This window comes from Robbsia andropogonis (assembly GCF_000970345.1).
Taxonomy (GTDB): domain Bacteria; phylum Pseudomonadota; class Gammaproteobacteria; order Burkholderiales; family Burkholderiaceae; genus Robbsia; species Robbsia andropogonis.
On the sequence record NZ_LAQU01000001.1, the window covers coordinates 279,768 to 297,767 of the forward strand.

The window sequence follows — 18,000 nt, forward strand, 5'->3', positions numbered from 1 at the left end:
ATATGGGGCCGCACGCACCCGTTTCAAGGCGCGAATTGCAACGATTGAGCGTGACATGTGAAAGAAGGAATACCATCTCTCCCGTGTTCTGCGAAAGCTGGCTCTTTTCCTGTTGGCGGGCGCTGCCTTAAGGTTGTGTGCCTTAACGTCATTGCCCCGTACGCCGCCCGTCGTCATCGGTAGCAACGATGAAACGAGCGAGATGCAACATCGCTACGGAAATCGGGAATTGGGCTTGCATGCGATCGCGTTCGCGTCGGCCGCGACGCCCCCCCACGACATCGATTGCACCACGGATCACAGCGCACTCGCGCCGGACGGTCGGCCCAAATGACAAACCCGCCGAAAGGCGGGTCCGTCATTGAAACGACATACCGGGAGGTGCGATGCACGGCCCTCCCCGATGTGACGCCCTGTTATTACTCCACGTGCTCGCCGTGCAGCGAGACGTCGAGACCTTCGCGCTCTTCGTCTTCCGTGACACGCAACCCGATGATCACGTCGACGATCTTCAGCAGGACGAAGGTCAGCACGCCGCTGTAGACCAGCGTCGTCACCACACCCTTGATCTGCGTCAGCACGTTGCCGTCCAGGCCGCCGATGCTCGGTTGAACGAATACGCCGGTCAACACCGCACCGATGATACCGCCGATACCGTGCACGCCGAAAGCGTCCAGCGAATCGTCCCAGCCCATCTTGTTCTTGAGCCAGGTTGCACCCCAGAAGCAGACGACGCCAGCAACGATACCGATGATCAACGCGCCTGTCGGATTGACGAAGCCCGCCGCGGGGGTAATGGCAACCAGACCTGCCACCGCGCCCGAGGCCAGACCCAGGGCCGAGGGCTTGCCATGCGAAATCCACTCGGCGAAGATCCAGCCCAGCGCCGCGGCCGCCGTTGCGATCTGCGTCGTTGCCATCGCCATGCCGGCACGGCCGTCCGCTGCCACTGCCGAACCCGCGTTGAAGCCGAACCAGCCCACCCACAGCATGGCGGCACCAGCCAGCGTCAGCACCAGATTGTGCGGCGCCATGATTTCACGCTGATAACCAATCCGCTTGCCCAGGACCAGCGCGGCAACCAAACCAGCGATACCGGCGTTGATGTGAACAACCGTACCACCGGCGAAGTCCAGCACGCCTGAAGCCGCGAGCCAACCCGTCGGTTCCCAGACCATGTGTGCCAACGGCGCGTAGACGATGATCGACCACAGCACCGAGAACACCAGCATCGCCGAAAACTTCATCCGGTCAGCGAACGCACCGGTGATCAGGGCCGGCGTGATGATCGCGAACGTCATCTGGAACATCATGTAGACAGATTCGGGAATCGTCGGCGCCAAGTGGCTGACCGTTTCCGTGACCGTTGCACCGTCCGCCGACTTCGCGTACGTCATGCCGCTCAGGAACGCCCGCGAGAAGTTGCCGAGGAAGCCACTGCCCGGCGTGAACGCCAAGGTATAGCCCAGCACCATCCAGACGATCGTGACCGCGCAGCAGATCGCGAAGCTCTGCATCATCGTCGCCAGCACGTTCTTCTTGCGGACCATGCCGCCGTAGAACAGTGCCAGACCCGGAATCGTCATGAACAGCACGAGTGCCGTCGACGTCAACATCCAGGCCGTGTCACCGCTGGAGATCTTGGACGCATCCACGGAGAACGGCTCGGTCGGTGCCGCTGGCGCCGCCGCTGCCGGAGCAGAAGCACCCGACGCCGCTGCCGCTGCCGCCGTGCCGGAGCCCGCATCGGGCGCTGCCGACGGAGTGGAGGCCGGAGCCACCGATGATGCTGCCGCCGGCGTGGCCGACGCTGCGGATGCCGCATCCTGCGCTACCGCGGGAGCTACCACTGCCCCGAGCAGCGATCCCGCCATCAGAATGCCCAACAAGAATTTACGCATTTGCTATTCCCTCTTCTGTCTCACTCACAGCGCGTCAGCGCCCGTTTCCCCGGTCCGAATACGAATCACCTGCTCGATCGGCGTGACGAAGATCTTGCCGTCGCCGATCTTGCCCGTGCGCGCGGAGCGCTCGAGCGCTTCGATCGCCTGATCGACGAGATCGTCGGAAACCGCCGCCTCGATCTTCACCTTCGGCAGAAAGTCCACGACATACTCCGCACCGCGATACAGCTCGGTGTGCCCCTTTTGCCGTCCGAAACCCTTGACCTCCGTGACAGTAATCCCGGAGACGCCGAGCGCCGACAGCGATTCGCGCGCTTCGTCGAGCTTGAACGGCTTGATGATTGCTGTAATGAGTTTCATCGCATGCTCCAATTAATCGGCTCCTCGCTCAGTGAAAGACGATCCGCGATGCGCATGCGCCGTGAAGCGGACGCGCTACGGTGCTCTCACGGTCCCAATGTTGCCATCGGCACACCCCTGGTACCGAAGGTTTTCGGATTGCTTATCGCAGGACCAGTCCACCCCTAGGCAAGCCTTATGCCATGCCAAGAGTCGTCGACGTTCCCGGACGCCAAGGGAACAGAGACGCGGCGCGAACGGGCTGTAGTCCAGACGGTCAAACCCTTTTCATCCCTGACAAATCCTCGTTTGGTTCATGCTAGAGTGCATCCGTGACGGTATGGCGGCACGCCCATTTCAGCGGCTTTGACTGTGGTACGCACGTAAAATACCACGCTCTTTGTCCATTTTGGTGCGCACTTTGTTGGTGCTTTTCCGCCACACACCGCCTCCCGCACCAATAAAGTGCATACAAGGATAAATATGAAACCCGAAGCTTTTCTGAAAGATGCGCAAGAGAGGATTGCTGACCTGTTGCGGCAATCCCCGGCGAAAGATGTCGAGCGCAATGTAAAGGCAGTCCTTGCCCAAGGCTTCGCGAAACTTGACATTGTCACGCGCGAGGATTTCGACACGCAAGCGCAGGTATTGGCGCGGACGCGTCAGCGCCTGGAGGAGCTCGAGCACCGTGTCGCCAGCCTCGAGCAGCAGGCGAATACCGCGGGCACGCCGGGCAGCACATCCCGCTGACATGCGCGCGCGGCGACCTCTCCTTTAATGAATGATGTAACGAACACAAAAGGGGTCGCACGATGACGATAGCCGTGGTCCACAGCCGGACCCTGACCATTGGCATGGCATTGCCAGTCACCGTCGAGGTGCATTTGGCCAATGGCCTGCCCGGTTGCGCCATCGTCGGACTCCCGGATGCCGAGGTACGGGAGAGCCGCGAACGCGTGCGAGCCGCACTACATCACTGTGGTTTTACGTTTCCGCCGCGCCGCATCACGGTCAACCTGGCACCTGCCGACGTGCCGAAGGCCTCTGGCGGTTTTGATTTGCCAATTGCGCTGGGCATTCTCGTCGCCAGCGGCCAATTACCGGAAAGTGCACTGCGCAACGCGGTGTTCGTCGGCGAGTTGTCGCTGAACGGCGAACTGCGGGCCATACAGGGTGCGTTCGCGCTGAGTTGCAGCACGGTTGCCGCTACGCGGCAGGCAATGCCGACACCGGCATACGCACCCGCACAGGGCGGCGACGTCGCGCCAATAGCGCTTTACCTTCCCCTCGGCAATGCACGCGAAGCGGCTTACGTCCCAGGCAGCGTGGTCTACGGCGCGCTCGATCTCCCTGCCCTGTGTGCCCACCTGCGCGGCGAACGTGGCGCGCAAATCGCCCGCACAGTCGCGGGGACGTGCCACGACGGCCATGTCATCGACGATTGCTGCGGTGATGGCCGGGAAGAGGGCAAGAGCCGCGACGGCAATAACGGTAGCGGCACGGCGACACTTCATTGTCGTTCGAAAGCGACGTCCCCGGACACTTCGCCCGGTACCGATGGTCTGCCAGATCTGGCGGATGTCATTGGTCAAGCCGCGGCACGGCGCGCGCTCGAAGTCGCGGCGGCGGGAGGCCATCACATCCTGATGGTCGGTCCACCGGGCGCCGGTAAATCGATGCTAGCGGCGCGTCTGCCGGGTATCCTGCCGCCCATGTCCGACGCGGAAGCGCTTTCCTCGGCCTCCTTGCTCAGCAGCGCCGCGCGATTCGACCCTTTACGGTGGCGCCTGCGTCCGTTCCGCGCACCGCACCATTCCGCGAGCGCGGCCGCTCTTGTTGGCGGCGGCAATCCGCCGAGGCCCGGAGAGGTGTCACTGGCGCATAACGGCGTCTTGTTTCTTGACGAATTGACGGAGTTCGATCGGCGTACGCTGGATATGTTGCGGGAACCGCTCGAAACCGGTCATATAACAATCAGTCGTGCGGGCAAGCAAGCCCACTTTCCCGCCGCTTGCCAGTTGGTATCGGCGATGAACCCCTGCCCTTGCGGATATGCCGGCGACCCGTCGGGACGATGCCGCTGTAGCGAGGCGATCGTACAACGGTATCAGGCCCGCATCTCGGGCCCCTTGCTCGATCGGATCGATATGCGGCTGACACTGGCGGCATTGACGCCGATGGAATTGATGTCGGGGAATAGCGCGCCTCGGCACGCCGGAACGCGAACGAGCGCGGTGGAACGCCAGCGCCCGCGCGGTGAGTGCAGCGCGAACGTGCGGGCGCGGGTACAAGCAGCCCGGCATCGTCAGACGACACGGCAAGGTTGTGCCAACGCCATGCTCGACGCACGGCAGTTGGCGCAGCATTGCCGCCTCGACGACGCTTCGCGCGATCTCCTCGCGCGCGCCATGCAACGCTTTGGTTGGTCGGCCCGCGGGCACCATCGCGTACTCCGTCTGGCCCGCACGATCGCGGATCTTGACAATAGCGATCTGCCCACCACGCAACACGTCGCGGAAGCAATCCAATATCGAAAGGCGGAAGATTGAATACCAACTCAATGTATTGCGCTTGCTTTTATTACTTCGTTGTACATATTATAAGAAATGGCAAGAGTGATTCCAGCACTTCCCCGGGCGCGTCTTCAGGCTGAAGATGCCCACCCGAAGTCGCCTTTCCGCTTACATTGTCTGCCCATCGCAGCCAGGTGTCGATCGGTGTACGTTGTTTGGATGGATGATCGGCCTCAGGCCATAACACGAGAACCGGGCAAGGCATCTTGCGTCCCGCCTTAAGGTCACCCAGGTCGAGCGCGAGGTCTTCGTTCATCGCGGCGCGATAATCCTCGCAGATGGCATGTCGTACCAAGGGGTCACGAAACGCAGCGCGATAGGCGTCTAAGGCCGCTGGCTCGATGATGTCTCTGCCGTCGGTCATCCTGTCAAGCGCTTGGTCAATAAAGGCGTCGGGGGCGGCGGCAAGCAGGCGCTCAGGCAAGTCGGCTTCCTGGGCAAGGAAAAACCAATGGAAGGCGCGCGCTGCAGCGCGATAGTCCATGGCTGCCATCGCGTCCGCGGTGGGTAGCACAGCAAGTGATGCATAGGCCGATATCCTTGTCGGATGGTCGAGTGCAAGCCGATATCCGACGCGTGCGCCGCGGTCGTGGCCGACGACCGCAAAGCGCTCATGACCAAGGTGGGTCATGAGCGCGGCAAGCGCGTCGCCGGCACGTCGCTTGGTCCATCGTGGCGACATGTCACTGGGTCGACTGGAACCGTAGCCTGGCAGGTCCGGAACGACCACGGTATAGTGTTCGGCCAGTTCCGGAGCCACTTTCCGCCAGGCGATGTGGGTCTGGGGATAACCGTGAATCAGCAGCAACGGCGGACCATCGCCTCCCCTCGCGCCAGCGAAATGCACGCCACCTGCCTCGGCATCGATGCGTTGCCATGACGGGAAAAATGGTGGAGCGATGGCAGCGTTCGATTCAACCATGCGTGGCACTCCTGATAAGTTTACGGCGAGGAGAGTGCCGCGACACGATCGTTGCTCCTGGTGAAGCGGCCTGCTCAATAACGTCCGCGGTGTCATGAGGCATATCAATCATGACATCATGCCCACAGTCGAACGCGTATGTTCGCCAGTTTTCAGCACGGGCACGGTCGTAGAACTTCGTAAATGGGCCAGTCCATCCGGTTGCAAGCACATATGAGCGGTTGGTAACAGACTCATGACGCCCGGTCAGACGTAATCGCTCAGTCCAGCAAGCCAACGAACCGGAGGTCGTCCGCGAATTTACCCACGCCTGATCGTCAGGATTGACACCAAATACGGCGGCCGGAAGCGGCGGTACGGTGTGCCCCCCGTGCGATTGGGCCATGTCGACGTACGCGGCGGTGGCTGCCGGCGCGTCCATGTCGAAAAGAGACTTTCCATCCTCGCCGATGAAACCATCAAGGTAGACCAGCGACCGGACCTTTTCTGGGACGGCATCTGCGACAGCCGTGACGATACTTCCGCCATACGAGTGGCCTACGAGCACCACATCGGTCAGCCCCTCAAATTCAATGACGTTGAGAACGTCTCGTACATGGGTGGACGCATTGACCGCTGCAGACGCCAGATGCGAACGCTCGCCCAGGCCGGTCAGAGTCGGGGTAAAAACGTCGTAACCCTTACGACGCAGTATCCGGGCAACCCGGGCATAGCACCATCCGCCGTGCCATGCACCGTGAACCAAGAGGAACGCCGGAGGTGCAGAATGAGGTATCATTGTTTATTAGTGATCGCTAAAAAACATCAGTCTGAGGAGCTTGACGAACGGCGTCAAGTGTTTTTTAATGATCACTATGAAACAGACAAGCCCTGCGGAAAAGCCCGCCTCGTCCCGCAAAACCGGCAGGCCACGCGCCTTTGATGAAGACAAGGCCGTGGAAACAGCCATGCGGCTCTTCTGGCGCCATGGTTATGAAGGCGTAGGCATGAATGAACTGACCAAGGCAATTGGCGTGGCGCCACCCAGCCTGTACGGTGTATTCGGCAGCAAAGCGAACCTGTATCGACGAGCGCTCGATCGTTACTCGCAAGCGTTCAGTTTGATCGACCGTTCAGCCGTCCAGCAGGCGGACTCCCTGCCCGAGGCGGTGCGCCGATTGCTCGTCGCCGCTGTCGACACGGTCACTTCCGTAGAGGGGGAACGTAGCTGCATGGTGTCGAGCGGCATGCTATGCACACACCCCGATCACCACGAACTGGCCAGCGAACTGGCCCAGCGCCGCGACCGCATCCGCCAGGACATCGCGTCAGTGCTTGCGCCTTGGGTCGAAGGTTCTCAACTGGCCGCCACCGCACGACACCTGGCGGCGGTATTGCAGGGTTTTTCAATTCAAGCGCGCGACGGTGTGTCGCGCGAAGCGCTACTGGAAACCGCGGAACATATCGCTCATTCGTTTGCCTTGAAGCGCCCTGGATTTCGAGGAGATATGTGATCTTGAGAGAGATGGGCTCACGATCACCGGGAACGGCTCAAGGCGCTGGATCGAGAAGTCCCGGCGCTGCTGCGCGCCAACGAGACGAGGTGCGCATCGCCGATGGCGGGCGCATCCAGAACGCGAACGGGGGCGTGTATAACGCCGACGAGATCTCTGGAAGCGGATGCACTGCTAAGTGCTCGCATCGTATGGTGTCCGCCGAGACAGCCTTCCGCGTTACGCGCTGACGCTGCCTTTCTCAATCCCGAACCGTAACGCCCCGCAGTTTCCGAAGCGCTTCCACGGATTTCCGGTATTGCCCTGTCGTCACGCGCGAGAACGTGATACGGATCTGATCAAGGTTATCGTCTTCTTCATGACGTTCGACAACGAATTGCCGCACCCGGCCCGCCTCGGGCCCCAGCACATCGTGCAGCACATGCAGCGTCAACACACCTCGCTCCGCATCGAGGACGATCTGGTGTGATTGCCGGTTGGCGCGATATCGTTCCTCCAGCGGCTTGATCCCTGCCAGAATCAGCAGGATGATCAGGGTCGCCGCGGTCGCGGGAATGTACATGCCGCCCCCCATCGCAAGACCGACACCGGCGACTGCCCAGACACTTGCCGCCGTGGTCAAACCCCGAACCACTTCGTTGCGCAGAATAATCGAACCCGCACCGAGAAAACCAATCCCTGAAACCACTTGCGCGGCAATCCGAGACGGGTCTAGGACCACATGATCAGCCTGCATGATGTTCGAGAATCCGTAGGCAGATACGAGAATCATCAAGCAACTGCCGACACTGACCAGCATATGCGTGCGCAGGCCAGCAGCCCACGACAGCCTTTCCCGCTCGAACCCGATCGCGCCACCAAGTATGGCCGCTCCGGTCAGCCGTCCGATCATTTCCCAATTCGACAACAACATTACGGGTTCCTTCGCTTGATTGCGTCCCGGCAACGAAGAACACGCTGCTTCGCCGTACGTCGTACGTACACCGGTAAAAAATCCATTGTAGCGATCCCCTTCACGGACCGCAGCACGACCGCGAGTCTATGTCCACATCCACATCATCGTTACCCACGCCATCGTCTCCGCCATGACGCCGCACCGGCACCCGTGTACGCCCCCGCCCGGCGATACGGGCATCGCCGCGTCGTGTCCGCGCCCCTGTGCGCTCAAACAGCTCTTGTCGTTCCGCGCGGCTTTCTGGAAAATGGCGCGACAATTAATTTGATGTGTGCGCAACGATATCAAAGAACGCCAATCGCTCTACCGGCGGCTTTCCTCGAACACGCGGCACACGCGAAACATGCGGCTGAGAAGGAGCGACATGACGGCGCGAGGAATGGAACGAGAAGCGTATGCGAGACTGGCAGATCGGGCGCAGGCACCCATGGCACCGATGACACACAAAGCACGGATCGCCCGCGCATGCGCCTCGGTGCATGCGCTATTCGGCGGATATGTCCGCCACGCACCGCTTGTCCTCGGTCTGTCTTTAGGCCTTGGCATGGGAGGTTGCGCGCTCATCGCGCAGTGGAAGGCGTCATCGACGGCCGCCCCCCTTTCCGGACCCGATCAGCCCCGCTCGTCGGGGACCGTCAGCATGACGGTTCCCGCCAACGCCGCATCGCGCCCGGCCACCCCGACGTCCACCGTGGTAGACACGCGCCCCGTGCCGTCAGACCTGCGCGTCATCACGGTCGGATCCGACCGCCGCGTTGCAAGCGTCGCGGCCGGCACGGCGGTAGACAATGAAGCCGCACAGAATCCAGCCTCGCCGAACGATCAATCCGTCAACAATACCGCCGCGACACCGGCACCGCGCGTCAGGACAATCGATCCCGATACGCTGCGCCTGGCATTGGCGCTTGCCACGGGCCCGACGAAGGTACGGGCGTTGCAACCTGGCACCGATGGCGACAGCCGGCCCGGTACCGTGTCCGCCAATGACGCGAACGGCTGGCAGTTGCAGGCGGTCATCGCGTTGACGCGCCCGGAAGCGGCAACGCGATTGGCCCGGAACGAAGCAGGCTGGCTGCGCAGTTGGCAATTACTGCCGCTACACGGTTGCCCCGCCCCGGATCAACTGTACGTTCATGCCGATATCACCGCTGCCGCCACGGATAGCGCGCGTCACGCAGCCGATGCCATGGCGCCCGGCTGCGGCGTTCCCGTGCATCGGCAAAACGACCTGGGTCGACCCGATCCCCTTTTCGACAGCATGGGCAGTCGCGCCTGCCTGATCGACGCCACGGCGCTGCGGCGCGATGTGCGTTCCGGCCCCGGTGCCCGGCTGATTCAGGGCAAGACGACCGCGGAGGGAGTGGTGGCATTCGCACTAAACGACGAAGGACCCTTGTTGCGAGCATCGCCTTACTTGACGGCGCGTCGCGGCACGCTGGCAATGCGTCAGGTATTGGGGGCGCTGACCCAGCAACGTTTCGGCGTAACGGTACCCTGGACATATGCGAGCACGCAAAGCCGCGTGTATTGGATCTCGGGAGATGGCTCCATGTTCGATGCGGTGACATCGATGCTCGACGGCGCCACCACTGCGCCCCGAGCGATCAGACACGCGGGACAGCCCGCACAATGGCTGTTCTCCCTTTGGCGCGATCCAGCGGACCAGCACTATTATGTGCGGGTCAACGCCGTCGACACGCCGACGCCTGTGATGAAGGGACGCTCAGGCAATCGGGGCGCGCTACCAACATCAACGGCATTTACACTGGCGAACAGCAGCGCATTGCGGTTGCGCGATTGCGACGCTTCAGACGCGAACGGCGCGTGCGGGTTGGAAGACTTCCAGCGCACCATCAGCAAGCGCCTGGCAACCGATTGCACGCGGCTTGCGCCATAAAGAAGCCCGGCAAATCGCCAACATCGCGCGCCGCGGCAGCGGTGAGACGGTGACCAGCGGGCGGGCCGCGATGTGCCGACCACGCTATATTATTGCTTTGGCAATATTTCCAGGCGCCATCGCGGTCACGTTTTGATATTTTTCTTGCCGGCCCTGAACGGCGTATGGGAAAAGTAAGCTCGTTATTTCAAGGGACTGACGGGAAAGTCAAAATGACTGCCTTGTCAAGACTTGACTTATACACAAAACCGCGTCGTAGGCATGCGCTTACACAATCGGTCTTCGCGTATCGCATTACGTAATATATTTTTAATAAGTTATTGATTTTTATAAAAATAATTACCAAACAAATTTGACACGCATCGACTATTGACAAGCCCCTTCAACTTTGCGTCAAGTGAAAAAAAGTTGTGAACAAGGTTATCCACAGGCTGTCCGATGGTATTGGGTCCGCGCCCATCCAGCGCGACGCGTCGCTCAGAAAGGCTTGAAAGCATTAAAGAATCGCTGTTGATCCTGATCGGATGGTAAATGCTCGCCGACGATGACCACCTCATAGACCCGATCGCCGCGGGAGACGAACTGCGCCCGCACCACGCGCGACTGGCGGGTGCCAGGCACGGTGTCTGTCGACTGCCATGACTCGCCGGACAATACCGTCCCATCCGCAGCCGTCATCGAAACAGGCGCCGGAGCGACGGCGTGCGCCACGTTGCGCGCCATGCCATCGAGCAACGCACGCTGCGCAAGCCGGCGCATGGCGTCGCTGTCTTCCGGCAAGATCATCGCCCCTACGGCGTAGGTCACCCCATCCTTATTGGTAGCGGTCTGCGTGCGCATGCCAACCTGATGCGTCTCGTCCAGCACGATCTTGTCAATTTCCATCTGCGGCGCATCGGGGAAATCAGCGCTGTATTTCCCCGTGGCGTCGGTTGCGCTGCGCCAGCGTGTCTTATCGCTGCACCCGCCCAGCGCAAACACGCCACAGACGACACCACCCACGATACAGAGAGAAACCACGCCGCGACGGGTCCATTCGGCACTGGCTGTCGCACCGGAAGCAAAGCGAAAGATCATAATCAATACAATTTAAGAAACCGGTGTATTATCGCCGCAGTTCCCCATTCGCGTTTTTTCGCGCGGTCATAGAGGCTGACGTCATGCGTCCAACATCGTCCACGGCCACGAGTCGCAAGGGCATCTACGGCATTGCCGCCGCCATCATCGTCGCAGCGCTCACGTTGTCGGGATGGTTCGCGTTTACGTCGACAAAACATGTTCCAGATGCCACGTTCACGTTGCTCTCGGGTCAGAAAGTCTCTACCGGCGAATTGAAAGGCAAGGTGTACCTGGTCAATTTCTGGGCAACCAGCTGCGAAACCTGCATGCAGGAAATGCCGCAGATGATCAGCACCTACAACCAGTTCAAGAACGATGGCCTGGAGTTCGTTGCCGTGGCGATGAATTACGACAATCGATCGTATGTGGAAAACTACACGAAGAGCCGCAACCTGCCGTTCCAAGTCGCTTTCGATAACACCGGCGACGCATCGAAGGAATTCGGCAATGTGCAACTCACCCCCACCACCTTCCTGGTGGACCGCGATGGCAAGATCCTGAAGCGGTACGTTGGCGAGCCCTCTTTCGCGGAATTGCACCAACTGATCACCAAAGCCTTGTCGGCACAAGCATAAAACATGGTATGTCGCCGGCACCGCGTAGTGCGACCGCCCACTGCGCACATGCCCACCGTATAAGAAAAACGTCCGCTTTCCCGCCCCGGATCTCTCGGACGACGGAAAGCGGGCGTTTTCCATCGACTTATTCCTGCGCGATATTCGCGGCGGCGACTGCCGTCATATTGATGATGCGACGGACCGTGGCGGCGGGTGTGAGGATATGCGCCTGATGCGTGGCGCCCAGCAGGAACGGGCCCACGGTGATGCCTTCCCCGCCGGTCATCTTCAGCAGGTTGTACGCGATATTGGCCGCCTCGACATTCGGCATCAGCAGCAGATTGGCTTCGCCCTCCAGCGCCGACGCCGGGAACGCCGCCTTGCGGATACTTTGCGACAGTGCCGCGTCGCCATGCATTTCGCCTTCCACTTGCAGACCAGGTTCCCGTGCGGCAATGAGCTCGCGGGCTTTCGCCATCCGCTTTGCCGATGCACTGGGGACGCTACCGAAGTTCGAATTCGATAACAAGGCGACCTTCGGCTGAATACCAAAACGCGCGATCTGCCGGGCAGCCAGGACCGCCATATCCGCCAGTTGCTCGGAGGTGGGCACTTCGTTCACGTAGGTATCACAAATGAACAGGTTCCGGCCCGGCAACATCAGCAGGTTCATCGCCGCAAAGTTCTTCGCTTCGTCGGCACGACCCAATACCTGATCGATGTACTTCAGGTGGTCGTGATAGCCGCCGATCAAGCCGCAGATCATGCCGTCGGCTTCGCCAAGGCGCACGAGAATCGCTGCGATCAGACTGTTGAATTTGCGCAGCGACGCCTTCGCGACCTCCGGCGTCACCCCTTCGCGCGCACCAATCTCATGATATGCCTGCCAGCACTGGTGGAAGCGAGGATCGTCTTCAGGATCCACCAGATCGAAATGCTCACCGGCCAGCAGTTTCGAGCCGATTTTCTTCAAGCGCATTTCGACAACGGCAGGACGACCAATAAGGATCGGTTTCGCAATGCCTTCAGCCAGGACATATTGCGCGGCCCGCAATACGCGCTCATCCTCCCCTTCGGCAAAGACGATGCGCGCCTGGTTCGCCTTGGCCGCGACGAAAACAGGACGCATGACCATGCCCGTGTGATAGACCGTGGAAGCCAGCTTGTCGCGGTAGGCGTCCAGGCTATCGAGCGGCAAGGTTGCCACGCCGGAATCCATCGCTGCCTGTGCCACCGCCGGCGCGATCTTGATGATCAGACGAGGGTCGAATGGCTTGGGAATCAAGTAGTCCGGACCGAATTCGAGCGTATGGCCCTCATACGCCTTTGCTACTTCGTCGCCCTGGTCGGCTTCCTGGGCCAGTTCGGCGATGGCATGCACCGCCGCGAGCTTCATCTCCTCGGTGATCGACGTGGCGCCGACATCCAATGCTCCACGGAAAATAAACGGGAAGCACAGTACATTGTTGACCTGGTTCGGATAATCCGACCGACCCGTGGCGATGATTGCGTCCGGGCGCACGGCACGCGCCGCTTCCGGACGGATCTCCGGTTCAGGGTTGGCCAGTGCCAGGATCAGTGGCTGCGTCCCCATGTCCTTGACCATCTCCGGCTTCAACAAACCGGCAGCCGAGCAACCCAGGAAGATATCCGCGCCGCGCGTGGCATCGGCAAGTGTCCGGGCATTCGTCTCCACCGCATAGACAGCCTTCGACGGATCGAGATTATCGCGCCCGGTATGCACAACGCCCTTGGAGTCCACCATCAGGATGTTCGACTTTTTCACGCCGAGGTGCACTAACAAGTCAAGGCAGGCGATGGCCGCCGCGCCAGCGCCGGAGCAAACAAGGCGCACATCGCCGATCTGTTTGCCGACGACTTTCAATCCGTTCAGAATCGCAGCGGCGGCGATGATCGCGGTGCCATGTTGGTCATCGTGGAAGACCGGGATCTTCATTCGCTCGCGCAGCTTCTTTTCGATATAGAAACACTCGGGCGCCTTGATGTCCTCAAGATTGATGCCGCCTAGCGTTGGTTCGAGCATCGCTATAGCATCCACCAGCTTGTCGGGGTCCGTCTCGGCCAACTCGATATCGAAGACATCGATATCGGCGAATTTCTTGAAAAGACAGCCCTTCCCTTCCATCACCGGCTTTGACGCAAGCGGGCCAATATTGCCCAGGCCCAGTACCGCGGTCCCGTTGCTGATCACACCCACCAGGTTGCTGCGCGACGTGTATTTATTGGCATTCAGCGGGTCCGCATGAATCTCCATGCAAGCGGCCGCCACACCAGGGGAATACGCCAACGATAGATCAAGGCCATTGGACAATGGCTTCGTTGGCGTAACAGAGATTTTCCCAGGACGCGGAAACTGGTGATAAGCCAGCGCGTTCTTTTTCAGTTCTTCATCCATCTGCATCTCCCCTGGTTACCTGAATCAAAAGCAACAACGCGGTGTCACGGATACCAGCACGCCGATCATCCATAACACCGCGCAATAATATCTTTACGATGGCCACGCTAGGCCAGTATAAGCGGCGCCCAGTGTACACCTTTGCCAGCACAAACCGCCAGCGGGGCACATATGGAGAGAGGGCGGCACGAGTTGCGTCGCTTGGCGGAAAGCGTGCGACGGGCACCCTGAATATATTGAGAAGCAAAACGGAACAAACCAATTGCTCGCGTTCTACCTCTTATTTAAAGGGCCGAAACATTATGTGGCGCAAGGCGTGAGGTGTGCCATTCATGCATGGATCCGTGCAAATGGCGCGGGGCGTTACGAAGAAATGACACGAAGGGTCCGACGCGAGAACTGCCGGCAATGCAAAAAGGAAAGAGCGCGACGATCTCGCCGGGGACGCTGTACGAGGGCACAAATGGTCCCGGCCTTGCATCGCTACACGCTCAGGGCGCGACAGAACGTCACATGCAAACTGCCTTGCATCATGCGACAAAGCACGCAACCAGCGCGGAAATGCCTTCCTGGCAGGATGTTGCGACGCAATAAAGCGGTGTCATGATGCTGCGATGCAATACGCTTTATTTCGGACCGAAGTTGTATCCGATGGACGTCATCACAATCGTATTTGTTTTCTTGACGCCTGAGACTGGATGATTTTGATAGCTGTTTGAAACCGTGATCTTCCAGTTCAAGTGATCGGTGATTTGGGTAGTCAGGCCAGCGTCGAGCTGCGTACGAACGTTGCCGATGTAGCCAAGGTTGGGATACACCGCGATGCGCTCGTTGAACGTCGTATTGGGGCCGATTTTCTGCACCCAGTTCTCACCCATCAATAGTTCAGGGTAATTGCGTGAACTGCTGTGGTACTGCTCATAGTTGTACGACACACCACTATAGACATCGAACACGGTGGGATTCGTCTTCACGACGTGATAACCAAAACCGCCGCCTACTGAAGACTGAAAGTTCAAATCCTGCAATTCATTACGTTGCGCCTGAAACACCCCTAGCGCATATACCTTCGGCGTCAGGTCGTGATCGTATTCGGCATCGAACTTGATCAAATTATTTGATGTGGACTTTGTACCGTCGCTGTCTTTCGTCCAGCCGTAGAGGCCAGTCAAGGATCCCACGAACTTGTCGGTCGTATTGGCCCACTGTGCGTTGGCCGCGGCGTTGACGGCCATGGAACTGGTGTCACCCGACGCGGCGCTCAGCCCCGCGTTGAACGATCCTCGCCATTGCCCGTCTGTCTTGACGGCCGCGCTACTCTCAAGAGCAACGGGATCTGCCCAGACAGGCGCGCTGGCGAACATCATGAAAAGCGGCAGAACAGGGAAGTTTTTCAATTTCATGTTGTCAGAGAGGCGGATGAGGGAAGCGAGACCCGATTCGTGAACCGGACACATCTACAGCCTGGATTTCCAGTGCAAAAACGGAAAGCGCGACCGCATACGCGCCCCCGCCATTTGCACCGGCTGCTCTCTGATCATAGAACAGACAAACAATTCGCGCGTGCGAGCAACCAAAATGCTTTTGACATGAACGACGCTTGCCGCATGTCACTTTTCTTCGTGAAACACGAATGGACGAACGGATCTTTCATGACCTTTCATCACGCCGACGCGCCGCCGCAGCGCGACGGGCTCCGACATATCAACCGCCAAACACATAGCCAATGCTGGCCATTAACATCGAATTCATCTTGTTATTATTGGCACGCGGATGGCTGCGATAGATATTCAGAAAGGACATTTTTACCTGCAATCGATCCGATATCGCAGTACTCAATGCCAGTTCCAACTGCGTGCGGACGCGACCGAACGGCCCCACACTGGGATAAACAACAAAGCGTTGTTCAAATCGTGACCGCTCGGAAAACTGATACGTAAAGCGTTCACCCACCATCAATTCCGGTGCCTTGATCGTAACACCGGGCTGGGTATCCGACGCTGCGTAGCGCTCCGTGGTATAGCCGATACCGCCAAACACGTCGAACGTTTTGCTTACATCCTTGAAAACATGATAGCCCGCGCCAACACCGAAAGTCGTCCGCATCGACAGTCCGCGTAATGGTGCGCGTTCGAGTTCGACATATCCGAGGCCGTACACCCGATCGCTAATGTTTCGATCGTACTGCAGCAGGCCGCGTTGATAATTCGCGGTCTGCGCGGACACACCATTCGCGGTACGTGTCAGGCCCCTTACCGCCATGCCGGTTAAAGTAATCGTGTCGATGCCGGTTGAACGCTGCGCATCCGCATCGAGATTGACGGCGAAAGAGCGTACGTCGCCATTGACCCCGGTGAAACCACCATTTATCGACCCGCGCCACCGGGAATCCATCTTGGTCTTCAAGCCGTAGGGCGAGACCACGGTCACCGTGCCACCGGGGTCCACAAGATCGGCTCGCGCTTCGCGGCCGCTGAGTGCCGCGCATGATAAGGCAAGCACAATGACGGCAAAGGCCAATCTTTTACCGGTCCCCTTGCCGACGGCTCCCGCATCGTCGTGGGCGGCTACACTTGCACGGGCACGGTGGACAAACATCGTATGCGTCCCGGGGTCAGGCATACCGCGATACACGGGCAAGGTTGCAACGAATCGGGAGGGAAAAGCAATCATCATGTCACTCCGGTAAATAGTCTCCGTAGTGTCGATGTCGACTTGTTTGGCCGCCCATTGATCCGCGAATATGCAAACCACCAAAGCGAAGGCATACAAATACAGCAAGACTTCGGTCTCAGCACCTTTATGATCATTGCCGGTTACAATGAGGCTGGAATGTTGCTCCTGCCGATCAAAAAGCGATATTTGCCCTGGCACGTGGTCCAACTGATGTAAAATGTGGCCCCAATTCCGTTGCCGGGCGCGCATCTCGCGCCCGCGCCCCTGGCGCGCGTCCCGACCGGGACGCGATCGCCCGATGTGGTCTGCGACTGATGCCGCCTCACGGCGCGCCGGTGCGCAGCCTGCCGCAGCGACGTCAGTACGCACCAGGGCGCCGCGCATCCCATTGGATTTCCACCGAACGCCATCGACATGAATAGCGCCGACCGCCAAACAATCGCCGAAACCACCGCCAAGATCCTGCTGGAAGTCCAGGCGGTCCATTTCAACGCCGAAACGCCGTTCAAGCTGACCTCCGGTTGGGCAAGCCCGGTCTACATCGACTGCCGCAAGCTGATCTCGTTCCCACGCGCACGCCGTGCACTGATGCAAATGGCGAAGGACGTCATCCTGAGCGATATCGGGTTCGAGCAACTGGATTCCGTTGCCGGCGGTGAAACGGCCGGTATCCCCTTCTCCGCATGGATCGCGGATCAGCTCGACCTGCCGATGCAGTACGTGCGCAAGAAGCCGAAAGGCTTCGGTCGTAATGCACAGATCGAGGGATACCTGAAAGAAGGATCGCGTGTGCTGCTGGTCGAGGACCTGACGACCGATGGCAAGAGCAAGATCAATTTCTGCGAAGCCCTGCGCACCGCGGGCGCCGAGGTAAAGCACACTTTCGTGCTATTCCACTACGGTATCTTCGAACAGAGCAAGACGGCGCTGGCCGATATCGGGGTGCAGTTGCACGCGTTGGCGACCTGGCACGATGTGCTCGCCGTGGCGCGCAAGCAATCGTACTTCGACCAGAACACGCTGGATGAAGTGGAAGCCTTCCTGAAAGACCCGGCAGGCTGGTCAGCGCGCAACGGCGGCTCAAACGGCGTATCTGCCTGACAGGCTGTTGATAGCGACAGCGGGCGCGCGCAATTCCGGTTGCGCCCG

At 59.7% G+C, this 18,000-nt stretch carries 16 protein-coding genes; 6 read left to right on the forward strand and 10 right to left on the reverse strand.

Annotated elements, in window-relative coordinates; translation table 11 throughout:
- Positions 1-419 precede the first annotated feature (419 nt).
- Positions 420-1,901, reverse strand: coding sequence for an ammonium transporter (locus WM40_RS01315; protein WP_046151906.1), 1,482 nt, complete (start codon positions 1,899-1,901; stop codon positions 420-422).
- A 24-nt stretch (positions 1,902-1,925) separates the two neighbouring features.
- Complete coding sequence (locus tag WM40_RS01320; RefSeq protein WP_024902475.1) at positions 1,926-2,264, reverse strand: P-II family nitrogen regulator; 339 nt, start codon at positions 2,262-2,264, stop codon at positions 1,926-1,928.
- Between the two features lie 462 nt (positions 2,265-2,726).
- Between WM40_RS01320 and WM40_RS28480 the strand changes: the two genes are divergently transcribed.
- Positions 2,727-2,993: an accessory factor UbiK family protein gene (locus tag WM40_RS28480; RefSeq protein ID WP_081764814.1), complete on the forward strand. Its 267-nt coding sequence runs from the start codon at positions 2,727-2,729 to the stop codon at positions 2,991-2,993.
- 62 nt (positions 2,994-3,055) lie between these two features.
- Positions 3,056-4,792, forward strand: coding sequence for a YifB family Mg chelatase-like AAA ATPase (locus WM40_RS01330; protein ID WP_046151908.1), 1,737 nt, complete (start codon positions 3,056-3,058; stop codon positions 4,790-4,792).
- Positions 4,793-4,823: 31 nt separating this feature from the next.
- Here WM40_RS01330 and WM40_RS01335 read toward each other — a convergent pair whose 3' ends face one another.
- The 3 genes from WM40_RS01335 to WM40_RS30845 are packed head-to-tail and all read right to left on the reverse strand — an operon-like array spanning position 4,824 to position 6,687.
- Entirely contained in the window at positions 4,824-5,738 is a 915-nt protein-coding gene (locus tag WM40_RS01335; RefSeq protein ID WP_046151909.1) for an alpha/beta fold hydrolase, read from the reverse strand.
- Entirely contained in the window at positions 5,731-6,483 is a 753-nt protein-coding gene (locus WM40_RS01340) for an alpha/beta fold hydrolase (RefSeq protein WP_157684943.1), read from the reverse strand. The genes WM40_RS01335 and WM40_RS01340 overlap by 8 nt, the downstream gene beginning before the upstream one ends.
- A 39-nt stretch (positions 6,484-6,522) precedes the next feature.
- Positions 6,523-6,687 carry a hypothetical protein gene (locus WM40_RS30845; protein ID WP_201779101.1) on the reverse strand — a complete coding sequence of 55 codons (165 nt, stop codon included), beginning with the start codon at positions 6,685-6,687 and terminating at the stop codon, positions 6,523-6,525.
- On the opposite strand from WM40_RS30845, the gene WM40_RS01345 reads away from it, so the two are divergent.
- Positions 6,686-7,231, forward strand: a complete 546-nt coding sequence (locus tag WM40_RS01345; protein WP_201779102.1) for a TetR/AcrR family transcriptional regulator — start codon at positions 6,686-6,688, stop codon at positions 7,229-7,231. The genes WM40_RS30845 and WM40_RS01345 overlap by 2 nt on opposite strands.
- A gap of 241 nt (positions 7,232-7,472) precedes the next feature.
- On the opposite strand, the gene WM40_RS01350 is transcribed toward WM40_RS01345, so the two are convergent.
- The gene (locus WM40_RS01350; protein WP_024902469.1) at positions 7,473-8,141 is read right to left on the reverse strand and encodes an MgtC/SapB family protein; all 669 of its coding nucleotides are present in this window, start codon (positions 8,139-8,141) and stop codon (positions 7,473-7,475) included.
- Positions 8,142-8,550: 409 nt separating this feature from the next.
- Here WM40_RS01350 and WM40_RS01355 point away from each other — a divergent pair, with 409 nt between their 5' ends.
- Positions 8,551-10,083 (forward strand): histidine phosphatase family protein, encoded by a 1,533-nt coding sequence (locus tag WM40_RS01355; protein ID WP_046151911.1) that lies wholly within the window; start codon positions 8,551-8,553, stop codon positions 10,081-10,083.
- Positions 10,084-10,560: 477 nt separating this feature from the next.
- Here WM40_RS01355 and WM40_RS01360 read toward each other — a convergent pair whose 3' ends face one another.
- Positions 10,561-11,160, reverse strand: a complete 600-nt coding sequence (locus WM40_RS01360) for a hypothetical protein (protein ID WP_024902467.1) — start codon at positions 11,158-11,160, stop codon at positions 10,561-10,563.
- A gap of 83 nt (positions 11,161-11,243) precedes the next feature.
- Here WM40_RS01360 and WM40_RS01365 point away from each other — a divergent pair, with 83 nt between their 5' ends.
- Complete coding sequence (locus WM40_RS01365; RefSeq protein ID WP_024902466.1) at positions 11,244-11,777, forward strand: TlpA disulfide reductase family protein; 534 nt, start codon at positions 11,244-11,246, stop codon at positions 11,775-11,777.
- A gap of 127 nt (positions 11,778-11,904) precedes the next feature.
- Here the strand turns inward: WM40_RS01365 and WM40_RS01370 are convergent, their stop codons facing one another.
- From WM40_RS01370 to WM40_RS29830, 3 genes are all read right to left on the reverse strand, one after another.
- Entirely contained in the window at positions 11,905-14,175 is a 2,271-nt protein-coding gene (locus WM40_RS01370) for an NADP-dependent malic enzyme (protein WP_046152010.1), read from the reverse strand.
- A gap of 626 nt (positions 14,176-14,801) precedes the next feature.
- Positions 14,802-15,578 (reverse strand): DUF481 domain-containing protein, encoded by a 777-nt coding sequence (locus WM40_RS01380; protein WP_024902463.1) that lies wholly within the window; start codon positions 15,576-15,578, stop codon positions 14,802-14,804.
- 301 nt (positions 15,579-15,879) lie between these two features.
- Positions 15,880-16,848, reverse strand: coding sequence for a DUF481 domain-containing protein (locus tag WM40_RS29830; protein WP_157685657.1), 969 nt, complete (start codon positions 16,846-16,848; stop codon positions 15,880-15,882).
- Between the two features lie 417 nt (positions 16,849-17,265).
- On the opposite strand from WM40_RS29830, the gene WM40_RS01390 reads away from it, so the two are divergent.
- Entirely contained in the window at positions 17,266-17,952 is a 687-nt protein-coding gene (locus WM40_RS01390) for an orotate phosphoribosyltransferase (RefSeq protein ID WP_024902461.1), read from the forward strand.
- Positions 17,953-18,000 lie beyond the last annotated feature (48 nt).